The sequence below is a fragment of the Sphingobium fluviale genome, from assembly GCF_004122115.1.
In the GTDB taxonomy this organism is placed as follows: Bacteria; Pseudomonadota; Alphaproteobacteria; order Sphingomonadales; family Sphingomonadaceae; genus Sphingobium; species Sphingobium fluviale.
Genome location: NZ_SBKP01000003.1, coordinates 168,345 through 187,255 on the forward strand (window position 1 = coordinate 168,345; position 18,911 = coordinate 187,255).

Genomic DNA, 18,911 nt, shown 5'->3' on the forward strand with positions numbered 1-18,911 from the left:
ATGACAGTCAAAAAATTACGGTATTTCTCAAAGGGCGCTGGTTCACAGGTTTGTTCAAATTCGGTTCGGTATGCCGATGCGGTGTGCCGAAGCGGCTTTGTGCGCCTGCTGATCCGGGTCCGCAACCGGAAGGAACGGGTTATCATGTTCAAGAATATTGCCATGCTCGCGGGTTCGACCGCGATCGCGCTGGTCGGATCGGCCAATGCTTTCGCCGCCGACAACATCATCCCTGCCACTGAAATTCGCGGTAACGGCGCTTCGGGCGTCGCCGTCGTCGTCGCCGAGTCGCTGAACTGCTTCGGCAACCTCACCAACAATCCGATCGGCTTCGGCAACGGCACCACCGGTGCGGTTGCGGATCACCTCTATCAGCCGGTTTCGCCGACCACGGGCAACCCGGTCTATGACTGCGCCGTCAAGTCGGTTCAGGACAATGTCGAGGGTTACTACATCTCGACCGGTTCTTCTGCAGGCAAGAACAACTGGAAGAACTACAACGCCGTAAGCGGTATCACTACCAACCCCTTCGGCACCTGGTCGAACATCCACTACGCCTGGTCGGAATCGCCGATCAACGCGGCTGACCTGACCACCTACAACACGTCTGCCGCCCCCACCACCGGTGCGCCGATCCAGCTTCCGCTGATGGTGTTCTCGGTCGGCTTCAGCTACATGCCGCTCTATGGCAAGGTGATGACCGCCACGGGCCTCAAGGATCTGACGCTCAACCTGAAGTATCCCCGCACCACCACCAACCTCGGTGGCCTGCGCATGAAGAAGACCACCTATTGCGGCATCGTCAACGGCACGATCACCAACTGGAACGACCCGGCGCTGAAGGCTGACAATGGCGGCCAGTCGCTGATGGATGCTGACGACGATCTGAACCGCTGGAACACCACCGGCGTTCCGATCAAGCTGGTTGGCCGTCAGGAAGGTTCGGGCACCACGAACGTGTTCACCCGCGCGATGACCGCACAGTGTGGCGGCAAGTTCACCGCTGGCGGTACGGACCTGCTTCCTGTCGCTGCTCAGGGCACGGCTGTCTATAACAAGACCACCGGTCTGCTCTCCAGCGGTACTGAAACTGCCGGTCTGTTTGGCCTTGCCAACGGCAATGACGGCGTAGCCAATGCCGTTTCGCAGTCGATCCCCGATCCGGTGAACGTCGGCGAATACACCTTTGCCGGCTATCTGGGCTATAACGGCGCTGACTGGCTTGCTCCTACGGTTCTCCCCAATGGCAAGCAGCTCCACTCGGCTCAGCTGCAGCAGGGCACGACGACCGCGTTCAAGTCGCCCGTCGCGACCGACGCAACTGCCGCGTTCAAGGGCATTCTGCCTCCGCAGTCTGACAGCAAGGGCAAGTATCTGCCCAGCGCCACCAGCCTCGGCATGCGTAACGATCCGCTCGCTTGGGTTGTCCCGGCGACGACCGTTTCGGCTGGCAGCCTTGCCAACCCGAACCTTGGTTATCCGATCGTCGGCACCGGCAACGTGCTGATCTACACCTGCTATGCCAACGCCAATGTGCGCAATGCGCTGCAGAACCACCTGTCCATGTATCTTGGCAAGGTCACCATCTCTGATGACCTGACCAAGGTTCCTGCGAAGCTGCTCACCAGCACCGCGAAGGACAGCGCCGGCAACCTGATCGGCCTTCTGCCGAACAACGGCTTTGCGCCGATGCCGGCTCAGTGGGCGACCGCGATCAACGAAACGTTCCTGACCAAGGTAATTACCGGCAACAACCCCGCTGGTCTGAACCTCTGGATCCAGGACAAGCTGCAGAAGAGCTCGAGCTCTTTGCCCGTGGCCAACACCGTTGCCTGCGCGGGCAAGGCCGGCGCGAACTAATAGCCATCACGCTTCAACAAAGCGACCAACTGCGGCCCCGGAGCAATCCGGGGCCGTTTTGTTTTTATTGGAAATGCAGCCTGTCGCCGGAGATGGTGATGCTGTTGAGCTGGGCGAGCCAGTTTTGCCCCAGAAGCGACACCGGCAGATTGCCCTGCACCACGGCGGCGTCGATCGCCTGGGTGTGTTTGGTGCCGACGATCATCTCGTTCAGCGTGACGCGCGCCATGGCCGTGCGGCCGTTCGCGGTTTCGGCACTGCTGCTGTAATGCGTCTCATCTGGCGCGACGCCCGCACGGCGCGCGTCTTCCGGGGTGAGCACCACAATCGTTGCGCCGGTATCGACCAGAAACTTGATTGGCGCGCCATTGACGATCGCCATCACATAGAACAGCCCGTCAGCCGCGCGGCGCACCTCGCTGCCCTGCGGCGTCAGCGGTGGGCCGAAGAGCACAAGTCGCTGTGGCGCGGATGCAGTGGATGCTTCGGCTGTCAATGCTGCGGCTGTGATGGCGCCCTGCTCTGCCGAGACAGGAGCGGGGACAGCGGCAGGCTGGGCGATGGCAGCAGGCTGGGCGATGGCAGCAATTTGTAGCAGGATCGGTAACAGCATCTGCCAAGTCTCCATACATCAATGGAGATTGGTCATGACGCAAGCCGATCACTGTTCGGTCAAGCGACATGGTGAAGCGCGCGTTCACCATGTCGCCCGCGATACAGCTATTGGGCTACTTGGCAGTTCTCGATCGGGTTGCCCTGATCGTCGATGCATGTGTCGTTAAAATTATAGACGCCCAGAACGTCGACCGTGATGCGCGAGCGCTGATCGGCATTGTCGTTCTGGTTGGCGCGGAAGACATTGGCGGTTGCAGATGCCGCGCTGGCGGGCGTGGCGGGCGCGGGGGTGGATGTGAGCGCCGGAACGCCGACCGACGAGCCGCCGACCTTGAAGTTATCCGCATTCGCCACCTTTGCCGCCGCGACGAAGATGTCGCCCGATGCCCGCACGCCTGCGTCACCCGCATCGATCGTGCCGACCGGCGCGACGAGAGTGATGGCGGGAGCGTCGCGTCTGTAGGTCTTGCCGTTCACGACAATCTGGGTTTCGGGCGGCAGTTCTTTGTTCTCTTCAAACAGGCGTTTCAGTTCCGCCTGCGCCGTCACAGCATCTGTGTCATTCAGCACATCGACCAGCACAAACTGCCCGGTTGCGGGGTCCAGCCTGCGGATGCCCGCAAAGCCGGCGATGCCCGCGCCGACCACGCCCGATGCGGTATCGACCTCGAACCCGCCATTCTGGCTGAACCGCAGGACGATCGGCGGCACGTTGGCGGCGTTCTTCGGGCCTTGCCCGGCGTTCAGGTCTCCGTTCGAGGACCAGAGCACGATGTCGCCGCTCTGCTGCGAGAACAGGCGGCTCTGGTTCAGGCGGAAATCGCCATCGGTAAAGCCGTGGATCGCGCCACCGCGCAAGCTCAATACACCCTCATAGCCGATCGGGATGGAAAGGACCGGCAGTGCGCCGCTATTTGACGGACGTCCCTCCGTCAAATCGTCGCCAAAAAGGAGCGGCTCGTAAGCGCGGCCCGCTGCCTGGGCAGAGGTGCGCACCACAGAACCCAGCACCGCATTGCCGCCAGGGCCGAGGATGGTGATGCTGCTGTCTCGCGTTGTCTCGATGGCGGCGAGGCGCAGGTCTAGGTTGCCGGTCGAGACCCTCGCCCCGCCGTTGCTGGCGCCGGAGAGGTCGTTGGCGGTATAGCCGAGCGAGGCCGGGAACAGAGTCTCTACCGCGCGATAGCCGCGTATATACTGCAGATAGCTGTTGCCATCCGGGCGAGAAGGCTCAGCCAGTTCGTTGAAATAGACCTTGTCGAGCAGGAAGCGCCGCTGGACGAGATCGGGCAGGGCGGCGAACGCTGTATAGGCCTGTGCCGCTGTTACGTTGGTGGTGCCGAAAGTGGCAATCAGGGCGTTGGCCTGATTGGCCTGCATCCACTCGATCAGGATCGGCGCATAGATTGGCCGGGTGCGGTCCGGCGTTTTGTTGCCGAACACATCGACATTCTGCTCGAACAGGTCGCCATCCAGCGCCGCCGTGTTGGCCGGGTTTACATAGGTTTCGCGCAGGCCAGCAAAGTTCATGCCCGGCCCTACGCCAAAGAAGGCATAGATATCTGCGCTCTTGGGCGCGAGCCACGGATTATACTCGTTGCCAAGCGCGATGATGCCGCCCGCGTAGCTGGAGGTGCTGGTTAAGTCTACTTTCCGGACGTTCCCGTTATAAGTGGTCGCGGAATTGAGAAAGGGTCCCATATTGCGCCCCGCCTCAAGGAAGAGCGCACCCGGCCCGCCCAGTGTAAAGATATTGCCCTGCACCAGGCTGCGGTCTGGCGCGTATGTCGCCGTGGCGATGGTCCGTGTGGTGGTGGCGGTAATATCGCGCCCGGCGGTAATGCGGGTGATATCTTCGCTGCCGACATTCTGCCCGGTAAAGACCATGTTGATGATGTCGCGGCCAGCGCTGATCCGCCCCTGCTTGGAAAGGAACAGGGTGAGATCGGTCAGGTCGCCACCAACGGCGATGCGCGCGGGTGTCTTGTCATTCGCGTGCGTGATCGCCTGATTATGATAGGCGCGACGATCGGCATCGCTGGTGTTTGGCAGCGTTACCGGGAGTCCGAATCGACGCCCGAATACGATGTCGCCTGCGGTGTCATAACGGTTGGCCGAGAAAATGCCCGGCAACAGCGAGGCGTCGCCGTCATCCAGATTGATCGCGCCCGAGCGCAGCGTGCCTGCTGCCAGCAGCGACAGATTACCGGTTACGCTGGGGTAGAGGAAATTATTGAGCTTGCCGAGGTCAATATCACCGGAGAAACTGGTCACGTCGAGCGTCGACGGTAGAACCTTCAGCAAGTTGGCCGGCGTTTGAGCGATGACTGGACCGCCCCTGATACTAAAATCGCCTGTGGATTGCGCGACGACCGCGCTGTTGCCGGTATAATAGCCCAGCGCGCTTTCTGTGACGCTGGCAGGGCTTCCGGTCGTGATCTCTTTTCTGTTAACCCCTAGCGCCGTGATTTTGCCCAGCGCAATATCTCCGCCCGCCTTCAGCGAAACGACCGCATCGGTCAGGCGGATTTCCGGCAGATTTGCTTCCTGCACATCGCTCAACTTGCCCTGACGGGGCAGCAGGGTCATCAGGCCCGACGAGCCGATGTCTCCGCCCGCCCGGATATTCGCCTCGCCAGTGGAAATATCGAAGCGTCCGCCCGCTACATCATGCCCGACGACGACATCGAGATTGCCGCCGCCAAAGACCATCGAGCCAAAACTGCTGCCGACATCGCCTGTCGCGACAGTGGTGTCGAGCGCGACCGTCAGTTCGCGCGCGTCGCCGCCTGCTTCGACGCCGATGTCGCCGCCGCCCAATGTGCCAAGGCCTGAGGAGAATTGCTGCGCGTTGACGCGGATCGTGGTGGCAAGGCCCGTGCTGCCTATGTCGCCCATGTTGCCGGTGCGCCAGCGCTGGTCGCCAGCGCCGACCATGTCAAGATCGGTGTAGTCGCGGTCGGTCCCGCCTATGCTCTTTTTACCGCCGGTCGCATTGAACGCCTCGCTCCACACATCGCGCCTGCCGAGAACATCGTTGAGCGCGCGCACACCGATAGAGCCGCCGCCACTGGCGAAGACCGGGTTGGTCTGAAGACGGCCAGTATTGTCTGGCACCCACAGGTTTGTGCGCAGGTCCGCCTGTGGCAGATAGGCGGTGGGGTCTATTGTGAGGAACTGGTTGGTGCCCGCCACGCGCGCCGATATGGCCGCAGGGTTCACCACATGCCCTGCCGTATAGATCGCGGTGCCGCCCACTTGCGCGACCAGTCCTGCGCTGGCCGCGCTCTTGCCGCCATTCTGGTTGCGGGTGACAGGGTTTGCGCCGTTGCGCAGGTCTACATCCGCCGCTGCGGCAACGTCTATGCTGCCGGTGCCAGTGCGCACCAGCGACCGGACATGCACGGTATTGGCCTGCGGGTTGAGGCCATTCCCGCGCGGTTGCGGTGACTTATAGCCAAAGCTGCCATCCGCAACGAGCGCGCCAAAGCGTTGCAGGATCGTCTGCCCGCTGCCATCGCTGACGGGTGATTGCAGGAACTGGGCAAACCGCTCGAAGGTGGCGGCAAAGCTGGTCGGCTGGCCACCCCTGCGGGGATAGATGAACTGCACATCGCTGGGGAAGGCGGCGAAGAAGCTGAGCGCCTCTTGCTGGAGGAACGAGACTGCCGACGAAGATGCCGCCCCAAACTGAACATTCACAACCCGGTTCTTGAGGGTTATAGGGTCCACGCCAGACAGGTCTGCAAAGGACTGATACAGATTGTCGCCGAGGAACTGGCCGTTGTTACCAAAGTCGAGTTTTACATCTCCGGTATAGGCCGCTGTGGCTTTGACGGCGCTGAGTGTATAGCTGCTCTCGCCCTCCAGGATCATGTTGCCGCCGGATGCCGCATCGACATGGAGCGGGTTGGCAGACGGGCTGTTGCCCGCGCCGCCGACCAGACGGATACCGAACGAGTCCGCCGCGCTGCCATCCGCCAGCAGCGGGAAGAGCTGCGCACTGCCCAATGGATCGCCCGCGCCCCCCGCTTGCAGGCCCGTGGGCGCCGCCGCGTTCGCCGCCGCGCTATAGGGCGCGTATGACACGGTGAAAACTTCCTCGCCGGGTGAAATCTGCGAGAGGGTGATGTTGATCGCGGTCGATCGGGGTGGCAATGACGGGTTGCGCGCCGTATCCGGCACGAAATCGGCCAGATTGTCACAGCCGCTGATGCCGCACGAAATGTTGATCGAGGGATAATAGCTGCGCTGGCCGCCGCCGAGCTGATAGCTGATGTAATCCGGGTCGGTCTGATCGCTGAAGGCGAAGAAGCCATCGGTGAGGCTGTGCTTGAGGTCAAGATCGCGGCCCGCGCGCAGCGTAAGCATGCCCGCCGCGCCATCCACCCGCCCGCCGACGCGATAGAGCATATCGACATGGTTCTGGAACAGATGCGCCTCGCGCCCTGCCACCACATCATAGCGCGGCTGACCATTGGCATAGGCGCCAAGCCCTGAAAGCTGCATATCGCCATCGGCCAGCGCAGCGGCGACATTGACGGTGCCCGCACCCAGGTTCCAGTTCGAGGCCAGCACTATATCGCCGCTGTAGCTCAGCTCGACGCCCGGCTTCTCATGATAGTTGGCGAGAGTTGTGAGCGATCCGAGATTGCCGCGTGACGCGGAAATATCGAAGGTGCGGATGAAATCGACCATCGTTCCCGCAGTGGTATCCGCGAAGAAGTTCGTTTTACCGGCAACATTCGCGCCGGCATCAATCGTGGCGACATTGTTCGCCACCGTGACGCCGGAAAAGCTGCTGTTGGCCGCTACGGTCGCGAGATCATAGCTGCGATAGCCTTCGACTGTGACAGCGCGGGCGCCGGTTACATTGCCCGCAAAGCCGATGTTGACCGTATCGCCGCCGCTCTGGCTGATAACGGGTGCGCGTAAGAGCAACGCGCCGCCCTTGTCCGCCTCGACATAGGTATAGGCTGTGATCCGGTTCTGGGTTCGCGGGTCGATCTGCTGATGGCCGACAAGGCGGTCATTCAGGCGGCGCGCGCCCATATCGAGCCGCGCGCCGCTCGCCACCGCAATCGCGCCCGTTCCGCTGACGCCCAATGTGATGTCGCCCGCGCTGGCCTGCCGCGTGTCGGTGTCGGCATAGCCGTCGGCATGGGTGTCGAGCACCGCAGTCTGGCCAATGACAACGCCGTCGCGCGCGAAAAGCGCGATGTCGCCGCCGTTGATGCCCGATGTGTCGATGGTGCCGTTGACTGAGGTAAAGCCACCGTCCGCCGTCAGGCTGAGGCTGGCGAGCTTGAGTGATTGGCCTGCGCCGAGGTTGAGGTCTCCCGCACCCGTGCGGATAGCGACATCGCCGGTGAACGCGCTGCCGGAATTGGCGGCGAAGCTCGCGAAGTCGAAGCTGCCAAGCCCATTGTCCAGCGTGAAGCTGGCTCCGGCATCGGGCGCGGTCGCGTCAATTGTGCCGCCGAGCGCGACATTGCCCTGCGCCGCGATCAGCTTGAGCGATCCCGCCTTGCCGGTCGTGCCGCCGATGCTGATGCGGGAGGCGGAACCGAGATCGATGCCGCCGGTCTTGCTGAGCAGCGCAACCGTGCCGCCGCCCGCGGACACCGTGACCTGATCCGCCACTTCGCCGAACTTCTGCGAATAGCCGGGCGTGGCGAGGGTTGTCGTGCCGGTGAGGCCGATGTCGCCTTGCGCCTTGATGTCGATCGTCCCGGCAGTTGCGCGCAGCAACACATTGTCGATAGAGACGGATTTTACCGCGCTCGCCAATGTGCCGAAGGCCAGCCGCGCGCCGGGCGCCAGCGGGGTGGAGGGCGCCGCCGGCGTCGAGCCGGCAGGGGCGCTGATCGTTAGCGTATTGGTCGTCAGCAGCGTCAGGTCGGCCTGAACGCTCTTTTCCGTCGGCATCGCGCCGGTGCCACGATCGACAAGGAACGGCGTGGTGAGGCTGAGCGCCGCGCCGCCGACATCGAGCGCGCCCTTGCCTTCATAATAGGCGCCGGAGCGGGCGGTGATCGAAACGGCGGCGTCATAGCCATAGGTGCGGAAGGTGCCGGAGCCGAAGCGCACCGTGTCTGCCGACATCGCGAGGCTGTTGCCGGAGCCGAGGCAGGCAAGCGGGCCGCTTTGGGTGCAGGAGCCGAGATCTGCGAAGCTGTTGCCGAGCTTCAGCTCGCCTGCGATATTGAGATCGACCGACAGCGGCTGGCTGGGCTGGCCTGCCACCGGGTTAAGCACGCGCAGGCCCGGCGCGTCGATCGCCATGTTGTTGAAGCTGTGCGCCCCCGGCGTAAAGCCGATGACCTTGGGCGAACGCAGCGTGATGCGGTCGATGCTGCTGAACGACTGCTCCAGCTCTGGCGTGATCACGAGGCCGCTGATGCCGAATGTGCGGGACGAAAAGACGATATTGTCGCCGCTGAGGCCCAGATTCTTGACCTGAATATTGGAGGCCGCATCAATGGTGAGGTTGCGGCTCGAATCGAGCGCCAGCGATGTGCCGGAGAGGGTTGCAGTGCCGATCGAGAAGTTCACCGGCTGGGATGTGGCAGACGCGGCCAGCGCGCCGGAGCGGTTGATGAGGCGTTCCGGCCCGTTGGCGAGGCGCAGCACCGCGCCTGCGCCGCTGTTGTCGGCAACGAAATTGCCGCCACCGTCAAGCGTGTAGCTGGCGACATTATAATCGGTCGTGCGTGTGTCGGTCAGCGTGCCGGTTGCGATCAGGCTGGCCCCGTCCGCCACAACGAGGTTGGAGCGCGCGCCATCGACCGCGAGCAATATTTCGGGCGCGGAGAGCGGGTTGGCCGCGTCGTTGGCAATGGTAATGCTCTTCGCCGTTATGCGGATGTCGGTCGATCCATTGGCCAGATCGGTGCGGGTGCCGCCGATCAGCAGGCTGTCGGCATTGAGCTTGGCCAGATCGGCCACGGTCAGTTCGGCTGTGCCTGGTGCCGGGTTGCCGCTCAGGCTGGAGACCACGCTCAGCACATCGCCCAGAATGTCGACCTGGCTGCCGCGTCCGCCGTTGCGTCCCGACGTATCGAACGCGCTGCCGATGCTGAGGGTGGTGAGCGGATCAAGGACGATCCGCGCCGCATCGCGCGCCATGCGGGCGAGCGGGTTGCTCGTGCCGATGCTTGCGTTGCCCGATGTCGTTTCGATACGGGAGTAGGACTTCACCACATCTGGCGTCTGCACGGTGAACGAGCGCCGCTGGGACTCGGCATAGCCGGTGCCGGAGACGCCATAGACACCGCTGACGATGACAGAGCCGTCAAGCAACTGGCCTGACGTTCCGGTATTTGAAGCCGCAGCGCCGACATTCTCGACCAGCCGCATCGCACCGGGCAGCAGCGCATATCGTGCGGGCAGAAGCACATAATCGCCCGCAGCAAGGCCGGGCGCGGCGTCCAGCTTCACCGTCTTGCCGACATCGGTGCCATAGAGCGCGCCATAGTCGCCGGAGTAGAGCGGGTCATAGAGCGCCACGGAGGCTGCGATACTTGCCGGAACGATGGCATAGACCTGCCTTCCATCGGCAAACTGGAAGCCATCGTTGCTGCTGAAGGCGTCGGTATTGAACCGGCTCAGAACGTCGCGGGAGCCGCCCGTGCCGGAGACAAACTCATAGGCATAGGTGTCCCCGCCGCCGCTTGCATCCACGGTCGCGCCGACACCCGTGACGATATTGGCGCCGGACAGCGAAAGCAGTGCCGCCGGTTGCCGGGTAATCGGAGAGAGAAAATTGGGCGAGAAATAATATTCGGTGAGGTCCGTCGTGCTGCCATAGGGGATAGACAAGCCATTGGCGGAGACGGAGGTGATGCTGCCATCCTCCAGCGTCAGATTGCTGGTCGTGACAGTAGCGAAGGCCCCCCCGGTATTGACCAGTGCGCCAGAACGCGAGCCGAGATCCAGCCTGCCAAGCGGCGCGCGCAACACGCCGGCCTGCTCGATATTGGGCGCGAGGATCGAGACATAGCTGCCCGCTGACAAGGGGGCATTGGGCGTGGGCGCGCCGTTGCTCTCGATGCGTATGGTCGCATTGGGCTTCCCGCGCACCGCGCCACCGAGGTTGAGGCCGCCTAGAGAGGCTATGGTGAAGGGCGTTGCCTTGGCAGCGGGATTTTCGATGATCTGCTGCAGGTTGCCGGTGCCGGTCGTCGCATAGACCTGCGCCGCGCGCAGCGTCAGGTCTCCCGCCACGACCAGCCCGCCGGTGAGGGAAGGCGCTACGGTCGAATCGGGGTTGAATGTGCGGTCAACCGGCTGGACACCGATGAGCCGGATGTCGCCCGCCGCATCCAGCGTGGCGTTGTCGAACGAAGCACCGAACGTCACGCCGCCCGCGATGTCTATGCTGTCGCCCTTTAGGAGCAATGTGTCTGAGCCTGCGCCGCTTGTTAGCAGCTCCGGCACGGCGCCAATATTGGAATCGCTGCTCAGCAGGCCGATATGCGGTGCGGTGATGGCCAGATCGCCATGAGAGGCGATTGAAATCGTGTAATTTTCGGTGCCGCTGATGCTCAGATAATCCGGGGACATCAACAGGAACGAGCGTCCGAGGGTGAGGGCGACGTCGCCAGCGGTGTCGAGATTGCCGCGTGCGATGAAGCTGGAGAAGCCCGCCGCCATGATCTGATCGGCGGACAGAGTGTCAGATGCGCCGGCAATATCAGCCTGCGTCAGCGTGGGGTTCAGCCATTCGATCGTGCCGCCCAGCGCCTGCGCTGCGCCGCCACGCGCGGTGATGCGCGCCCCGGTAATCGAGCCGCCGCCGAGCGCGGATATGGTGCCCGCCTTGCTCCATTGTGCGGTCGGCGCATAGGTGGTGGCGCCGACCCTGATATCATAGACATCGCTGGCGCCAGATAGATCAATCGTTGCTCCCGCCAAGGCATCCAGACGCAATGCGCGGCGGGTTCCGGATGGCACATAGATGCCAAGACCCTCGCCAGTTCTATAGGAAATTTCCCCAAAAGCCGGCGTTTCGAAGATTTTGGACTCGGTGGTCAGAGTTCCCAGCGCGCGGATACTGCCGCCATTGATCATGCGACCGGACGCGATCTGAGCGCCCCCAGGCCGCAAGGGCGTGCGCGGATTGCGGACGCTGGTGCCTGAAAGATTGGTGGTGCTGGCGCCAGTGAGCAGGATGCCCTGATCGGCCTCCAGCATGCCGAGATAATAGATCTGGCGGTCTGTCGCGATCCCCGCGACCAGCTCCCGGTTGCTCAGTACCGGGCCGTTGGTGCCGTTGGTAAGGCCGAGCGCGTTGTTGGCAAGCTCATCGAATTTGCCATTGGCATCAGCGGCGCCGAATACAACCGAGAGGCCTGCGCCACGGTCCACCCCGTCCGCATCGGCAACGGCATGCACGGCTATAGCAGGGCGGGTGCCATTATAGCTTGCGGGCAAGATCTGCCGCTGGGTGATGCTGCCGCCTGCAATACGGATGGTGCCATCATTATAGAGCTTTGGCGCGGTGATGCTTGCCTGTGGCGCGCCGATAATGCTGCCGCCGTTCAGCACCTGAAGCTCGGTCAGGCCGCCCAGCACCAGATGCGCGGCAAGATTGTCATAATCGCCCAGTGCGCTGGTCGGCGCGAGTGCGGCTACACGGCTGACATCGGTGCCATTCGCCAGACCGCGCACAATGTCTATCTGGCGCTGGCTGAGGATCGAGGGCAGGATTGCCTGAGTGAGGTTCAGCGTCTCGCCCGCGTTGATCTTGAGCAGTTCGGTAGAGGCGATGGCGGTTTTGCCGATGCGGCCATTGCTGAACACATTGTCGATTATCGTCGTGTTCCAAGCGCTGAGATCCAGCGTGGCAAAGCCGGTCTTTTGCAGGAAATCAAGCGGGATGGCGGTGCCGGTGCCGCCGCTGCTGCCGAAGTTGAGGTCTGGCGTCACCAGCTTGAAGGTGCCACCACCCTTGAAGCCGAAACCGCGGATCGTGCCATCGGCAATGTCCACGCGCGCATTGATGGCGTCCGGCGTTATGGCCGAGCCGAAGCCGTTCTGACTTGACACTGATGTTACATTGAAGGTGGCAATATCGCTAAGGAAGAGATTTCGGCCGGTCTGCTTGCCATCGTTGATGCTGGTTGAATTGAGCTGGAAATAAACCGTCTCGTCTATCAGGCTGACGTTGCCGCCCTTGCCGTTGAGTGCCAGCGTGCCCGTAGATGAGACATAGCCGCCGCCCGACACATCGAGCAGGCTGCCGGAATTAATCAATATGCTGCCGCTGAGATCGACCGCACGGCTCTGGCTGGCATCGGTAAAGGCGGTGACGTGTGGCGCGGCAACGAGCGTGATCGAGCCGCCAGACGTGTAGCCACCGCCCTGAAAATTGCCGTCCGTCGCCAGCAGATCGTTCACCCAGCGGCCACGGGTGGATAGCTCTGCCCCGCTATTGACGCTGATGTCGAACATGCCCGGCGCGTTGAAGGCGGTGATGACGCCGTTCAGCGAGAGATCGTCCTGCGTGTCGAACAGCGAACCGAGCTGGCTGCCGAAGGTGCGCGCGGTGATGGAGCCTCCCGCCGCTGTCAACCTGCCGTTGAAGGTTATGGCGCGTCCGGCGTCTATGTTGACCGCGCCGCCATCGGCCAGTTTCACCGCGCTGCCGCTTGCAAAATCGACCTTGCCGGTCGTCTGCAAACTGAGGCCGGATAGACCGGCGCTGTTGAGGGTGGTCTCGCTGAGATAGGTTGTGCCCACAGGGAGTGCGGTGTTCGCCCCGCCGACGACAATATCCGCGCCCAGCGTCGCAATGTCACCGCCCTGAACCGACTGGATACGCAGCAGTCCGCCCGATGCGAGCTGACGCCCGTTCGCCTGTAGCTTGCGCACATCGCCCTTGAGCTTCGATGCGGCGCTTGCGGCAACACCGTCGAGTATCTGGTGTGCGCCCGCTATCGCTTCGCCATGAATATCGCCATTCAGGCTGACTGTCGGCGCCTTGATCGTCAGCGATCCGGCATCGCGCCCTTCGGCATAGCCCGGCTCGAACCGGGAATCGTTGGAGAATGCGTTGGCAAAAACCCTGGGGTTGGAAAGCTGGGGCAGATTTTCCACGAAGCCGCCCGCCACCGCGACATAGCGATCATTCGGGTCTGCCTGCGCAATATCGACCACGCGCCCGTCCTGCGTCACGAGCTTGCTGGTGCGGATGACGCCATCCTGATAGCGGACCCAGCCGCCCGCGAAATCGATCACGGCGTTGCTGGCGACCGTAACGCCAGAAATCGCGCTTGGAGACGCCGGTTGCGTGCTATTGGAGAGGGTGGCGAGGGTGACATTGCCGCCCTTGGTCATCAGTTCAGAGGCGGTGCCGCCGATCTGCTCGGCGAGGCTGCCCGCCTCCAGCAGCGGAGACCCGATCCACGCCACGCCATCGTCGCGCACGCCGCTGACGCGCGGGTCGACATAGAGCGTCTGGCCGTTCAGCGTAAAGCTGCCGTCGGTCGTCGGCTCACGATAGGTGGGGGTATCGCGCAGCTCGTTGCGCTTGGCCGGTGCGATCTCAAGCTGGTTACGCTCGGCCTTCAGCACCACATCGCTCATGCCGCTCACGTCGATCACCGCTCCTGAAGCGATATCGACCTTCGACGCAGCCAAAAGCCCTTCCTCGACTCTATAGATGCGTCCATCGGCCGTTCCGCCGATATTCACATCGGCGCTGGGTGCCTGAATGGTGGCGTTCTGCCCGATGCTGATGAGCGCGGGCAGCAGGTCTGCCACGGCGCCGGTGCGGCTGATGATCCGCCCCTGATTGACCTGAAAATGATGGCTGCCGATGTCGATCTGGGATGTCTTGAAACTCTTTATCGACTCCGCGCTGAGCGGGATGGTGTCTGGCCCGCCGTCCGGCAGGATCGAGATGGCGGCATCGGCAGCGATGTTCACGGTTCCGCCGAACATGCCGACCTTGCCGTTGCGCGATACGCTGGTGGTGGAGGTGAGGATGCCGCTGAAATTGATCGTGCCGCTCTGGTCTGTGCCGAGCGAGATATAGCCGGTCGGTGCGTCGATCGAGCCGCTGACATCAACGCTGCCGCCGCCGACCGAGGTGAGCACAAGACCGCGCACATAGGGATCTGTACTGCCCGGTGCGCCGGTGGAGCTGTAGGCATCGACCTGATTGCCTGCTTCCAGGCTGATCTGCCCGCCGGGGGCCGTCTTCAGCTCGCCCGCACTCGTCACCTTGGGCGCGGCGAGGATGACGAAACCGCCGGTGGAATTGATCCGCCCTCCTGCCGCGACATCCACCGAGCCATGCGTCTCGCCCGCGATTCCCGCTACGATGCCGCTGACGGCGCCGGTCAGGATGCCATTTTGCAGATAGGCGTTGTTGCGTTCTGCGAGACTGAGCGCGCGTGTGGTGGTGGAGCTGGTCTGGATGGTGGCCGAGCCAAGCTCCAGCGAGCTGGCGACCAGCGCGTTGAGGTTGACCTGCGATGTCGCGCCGAAGAGTACGCCGGAGCGGTTGAGGATATAGACGGTGCCGTCCGCCTTGATCGAGCCGAGAATCTGGCTCGGCGCTGGGCCGCGTGTAGGGTCTAGTAGGCCTGTCGCCGGGTTGATGCCGCCGACAACGCGGTTCACCACCACCCAGTCCTTGTTGCCCTGCTGGTTGAAGGTCAGCGTCGTGTCGCGGCCTACATTGAACGTGTTCCATGAGAGGAGCGCGCGCGATTGCGTCTGGTTGATGGTGACATCGACCAGCGCGCCGTTGATCGTCTCCTTTGGCTGGCTCGCGCCCTCCCACACATTGAGGCCGCTGGCGTCGAGCGAGGAGGAGACGCCGTTCGCTACCGGATCGAGCCCGCCCGCGCCAAGGCCGTTGCGCACGGTCTGGGCGGCAGCGAGAGCAGCGGCGCGCGCGGCGGCATTGGCACTCGCGACGACATTTCCTTGGGCCGTGATGCGCGCGCGATAGGCGGCCTGCCGCTGCTGGATCTGCGCCATGGAGGGGGAGATGACGGGCGTTGTTGCTGTGCTGCGGACGCTGCGAACTACCGCATTACCAACTGACGCTGCCATACTGCGGAGCTGGGCATGGGCGGGAGCAAACGAGAGCATGGACGCCAGCGCCGCCCCGCTCGCGCCGCCAAGCAGCATGGAGCGAAGCAGTGGCCGTGCGCTGTTCCTGGTTCCGGTTGCAACCAGCATATTTCCTCCACTCACTCTTAAAAGAACCAAAAACTGCCAGCCCACCGATTCGGCGGGCGGTTAAGTCTTTATTGACCTTATGTTTCACTTTTACGCCGGGCTTCGCCCGAAAGAGGGTTAAAAAGCCCGGTTTTCTGCGGAATAAGGGTTAACAGCGGCTGCTATCAGCCGTTCAGGTTCGTCAAAACTCTGCGCTGAGATCAACTTGCAACACATCGATGGAGAGCGGCGAGCCGCTCACCTCGTTGGCGCTCATCCAGCGGGTGCCGAGCGCTACGCCTTCCATCACGCCAAAGGTCGCGCCGATGGTGTAGCCCTTGGTGTTGGTGCCGCCCAGATGAAAGTCGCTGTCCGGGAAGGCATCGGGCACGGCGTCTGTCTCCAGATAGCGATAGCCCGCCATCGCGCGCCACTCGCCCCATTTGCGCGGCTTGGCATGGCCGACCACCAGCGAGCCAAGCCAGCCGGTGTTGCCCGAATGAAGGGTTCCGCCACCAGCGCAGGGATTACCGAAATTGGCGGAAGCCGGATCTCCGCTCGCTTCCACATTGGTCAGTGCGCCCCGGAAGTTTATACCATCGCTGCGCAGCAGGCACTCGTCGCTGCGCTTGAAAGCGAGGTTATTGAGATAGTTACCTGATATGGTGGCGCTAATGCTATCGCTAATCGGAACCGTGACCGAGGCGTTGAGATCGAGCACACGATATTTGTATGTCATGCCAAGATACTGGCGCTCTGCCCTAATGCCTATGGTTTCAAGCGCGGATACGGTAAGATCCCTCAGATAAAAGAGGGTGTTGCCCTTGCGCGGGAACAGCGCTCGCGTGGCATCGGTAGAACATTCGGCCGGGTCCGCACCCGCTAAAGGCACAGTAATCCCGCTGAACTCACAGGCCGACGAAAGCCTGCCCTGCAGATTGTGGAAATCATGATAGCCGGCGGCACCTCTGATCTCCACGCCGTTGTTCATTGTATAGCCCGCTTCGATCTGGCCAGAGAACAACCATCTGGATGGTGATATACGCTTTTCGCCGGATAGGTTGAAAACCGGGCTATCCGTAAACTTGTCGAGCGTGGTGCTGGAGCTGGATTCGAGCGGGAACGCGCCGCCACGCACCGCAAGCGTAAGCCCTTTTGGCATGAACCTGTCGGCCTTGACCTCCGCGGCCACACCATCGAAGCGCAGATCATCGTCAAACAAGATTTCGGTAGAGCGGAATGGGTTCTGGAAGCGGCCAAAGCTCAGCTTGATCCAGTCCTTCGGCTTCAGCTCCAGATAGGCCTTGTCCAGCCACAGGTCGCGCTTGGCAAAGCCGCCCGCCAACTTCTGGTTGGTCGAGATCGGGCTATTGTCGTCGCCGGTCGCGATCTGAAAGCCGACCTTGACCGCCGGGCTGATCTCTGCCGTCAGGCCAATCCGCGCTCGCAGGCGCAGTCGGTTGATGCGGTCCCGCGTGGTGTCAAGCAGGGGCAGGTTGTTGAGATCGGTCACGTTGATCGGGCTGGAGGATGCGCCGAGCCGTGCAGCATCAATGACTGTCGTATCATTCAGCCTAGATTGCAGCTCAGACTGAGAGCGCACCCGGATGTCGCCCGAAAGGGTGATGCGGCGGGTCCAGTCCGGCGCGGCGTTGGAGGGCGCGGCCCAGCCTTCGGATTTGGCCTGGCCCATCACTTCCGCCTTCACCTGCTCCGCAATCTGGCGGCGCACGCTCTCAGGCACATAGGGCACGCGGACCACGCCCGGAGGGGCAGGTGGAGCCGGAGGGAGGGGGTTGTCCGCCGTTGCGGTCTGGGCGGTGAGCGGCGGGGGGTTGAGCGCAGCGGCGCGCGCGGCCTCGCTCTGCGCCTGCTCCAGCAGCGCCTGCCCGTTTTGCGGCGTGATCGTGCCCTGTTTCACCAGCAGGCGGATGAGGTTCTCCATCGCGTTGGTGGAGGGCTGGCTCGCGGCGGCTGGCGCTGCATCCTGCGCGAAGGCCGCATTGAAAGGAACGGCGCAGAGCAGCGCGATGGCAGACACGCCCTGAGCGCTCCGCTTTACCCGCCAGTTGAATTGCCGAACCATGATGTCCATTCCTTCCTGATAAATACAGAATTGTTGCATGCTTTATCTCCGTCCCTTGACGGAAATACGCTGTGGGAATTTGAAGCCCGCTGGAGGAGCCGCAGCCACACATTGACTGAGCACTGACGCTATTCGCCCGTCGCGGTCACTGCTGCCGCTGCTGCGGACCAACCTGACGCCGGTCACCTTGCCCGCTGGGTTGGCAGTGATCGCATAGTCGGCCGTGAAAAATTCGCGTGAAAGCCTTCTGTCGTTCTGCACACAGCGTTGCAGGCCGGTGCTGAGTGTGCGGTTGTAATAGGGGTCGGCAACGCTGGTGTTATTATTGGTGCCTTTGCAATTTGGTCCGATGCAAGTGCTGTCTCCACTGATCGGACTATTACTGCTAGGGCCGCTTTGCAGACCCGGTCCCGATGTTTGAGGCGGGCCATCAATTGTAGGTGTCGGGGCCGCCTGCGGCTTGGGCTCTGGCGTGGGCGTGGGCTTGTCCGTCGGTTCCGGCGGCTTTTCCTCTGGCTTGGGTGGCGGCGGTGGGGGAGGGGGCGGCGGAGGAAGCAAAGGCGAGATCACCGGCGTCTCGTTCTTCACCGTCACGCCGTGTACGCCCGTGAGCGCGGTATACAGATACCAGACGAGCCACAGCGCAAGCGCGGCGCCCACCACGATCAACCCGATCTGGACGATCCGGTTGCCGTGTGGCTCCTGAAACTCGCTCTGGTCCGCGATTGTGCTCATGGCTCGGCTTTGGCCCTGCTCAGCTTGCGGTCGGCTTGCCGGTGACGAGGCCAACCTTGTCGAGGTCCAGCCTGCGGCAGAGATCGAGCACTTCCGTAACCTTGCCATATTGCGCGGTGGCGTCGCCCTTCAGCACGATCGGCACATCGGGGTTGGATGCCTTGGCGTTACGAAGGCGGGTTTCCAGGTCCTGGATCGTCACCGGATAGGCATCCATGAAGATCTGGCCCTGATTGTTGACCGTGAGCGCGATCGTCTTGGGCTGGACCAGGCTTTCCGCGCTCGATGCCTTGGGCAGGTTGACCTTGATCCCCTGCACCGATGCCGTCGCCATCAGGATGAAGATGACGAGCAGCACATAGGCAAGATCGAGCATCGGCGTGATGTTGATGTCGTCATAGGCCTTGCGGCCGCCACCTACTTGCATGAGCCTGGCTCC

Annotated in this window: 6 protein-coding genes; 1 reads left to right on the forward strand and 5 read right to left on the reverse strand. The window is 62.7% G+C overall.

Annotation, left to right across the window (positions count from 1 at the left end):
• Complete coding sequence (locus tag EQG66_RS05005; RefSeq protein WP_164975589.1) at positions 1-1,860, forward strand: substrate-binding domain-containing protein; 1,860 nt, start codon at positions 1-3, stop codon at positions 1,858-1,860.
• Positions 1,861-1,924: 64 nt separating this feature from the next.
• Here the strand turns inward: EQG66_RS05005 and EQG66_RS05010 are convergent, their stop codons facing one another.
• The 5 genes from EQG66_RS05010 to EQG66_RS05030 all read right to left on the reverse strand — a co-directional run bounded on the left by EQG66_RS05010 (position 1,925) and on the right by EQG66_RS05030 (position 18,899).
• Positions 1,925-2,473: a retropepsin-like aspartic protease family protein gene (locus tag EQG66_RS05010; protein ID WP_245987880.1), complete on the reverse strand. Its 549-nt coding sequence runs from the start codon at positions 2,471-2,473 to the stop codon at positions 1,925-1,927.
• Positions 2,474-2,580: 107 nt separating this feature from the next.
• Positions 2,581-15,672 carry a filamentous haemagglutinin family protein gene (locus EQG66_RS05015; protein WP_129403437.1) on the reverse strand — a complete coding sequence of 4,364 codons (13,092 nt, stop codon included), beginning with the start codon at positions 15,670-15,672 and terminating at the stop codon, positions 2,581-2,583.
• 181 nt (positions 15,673-15,853) lie between these two features.
• On the reverse strand, positions 15,854-17,737 hold the full coding sequence (locus EQG66_RS05020) for a putative porin (protein WP_164975590.1): 1,884 nt from the start codon (positions 17,735-17,737) through the stop codon (positions 15,854-15,856).
• A 42-nt stretch (positions 17,738-17,779) separates the two neighbouring features.
• Positions 17,780-18,472 carry a hypothetical protein gene (locus EQG66_RS05025; RefSeq protein ID WP_129403439.1) on the reverse strand — a complete coding sequence of 231 codons (693 nt, stop codon included), beginning with the start codon at positions 18,470-18,472 and terminating at the stop codon, positions 17,780-17,782.
• Between the two features lie 19 nt (positions 18,473-18,491).
• On the reverse strand, positions 18,492-18,899 hold the full coding sequence (locus tag EQG66_RS05030; protein ID WP_129403440.1) for an ExbD/TolR family protein: 408 nt from the start codon (positions 18,897-18,899) through the stop codon (positions 18,492-18,494).
• Positions 18,900-18,911: the final 12 nt, after the last annotated feature.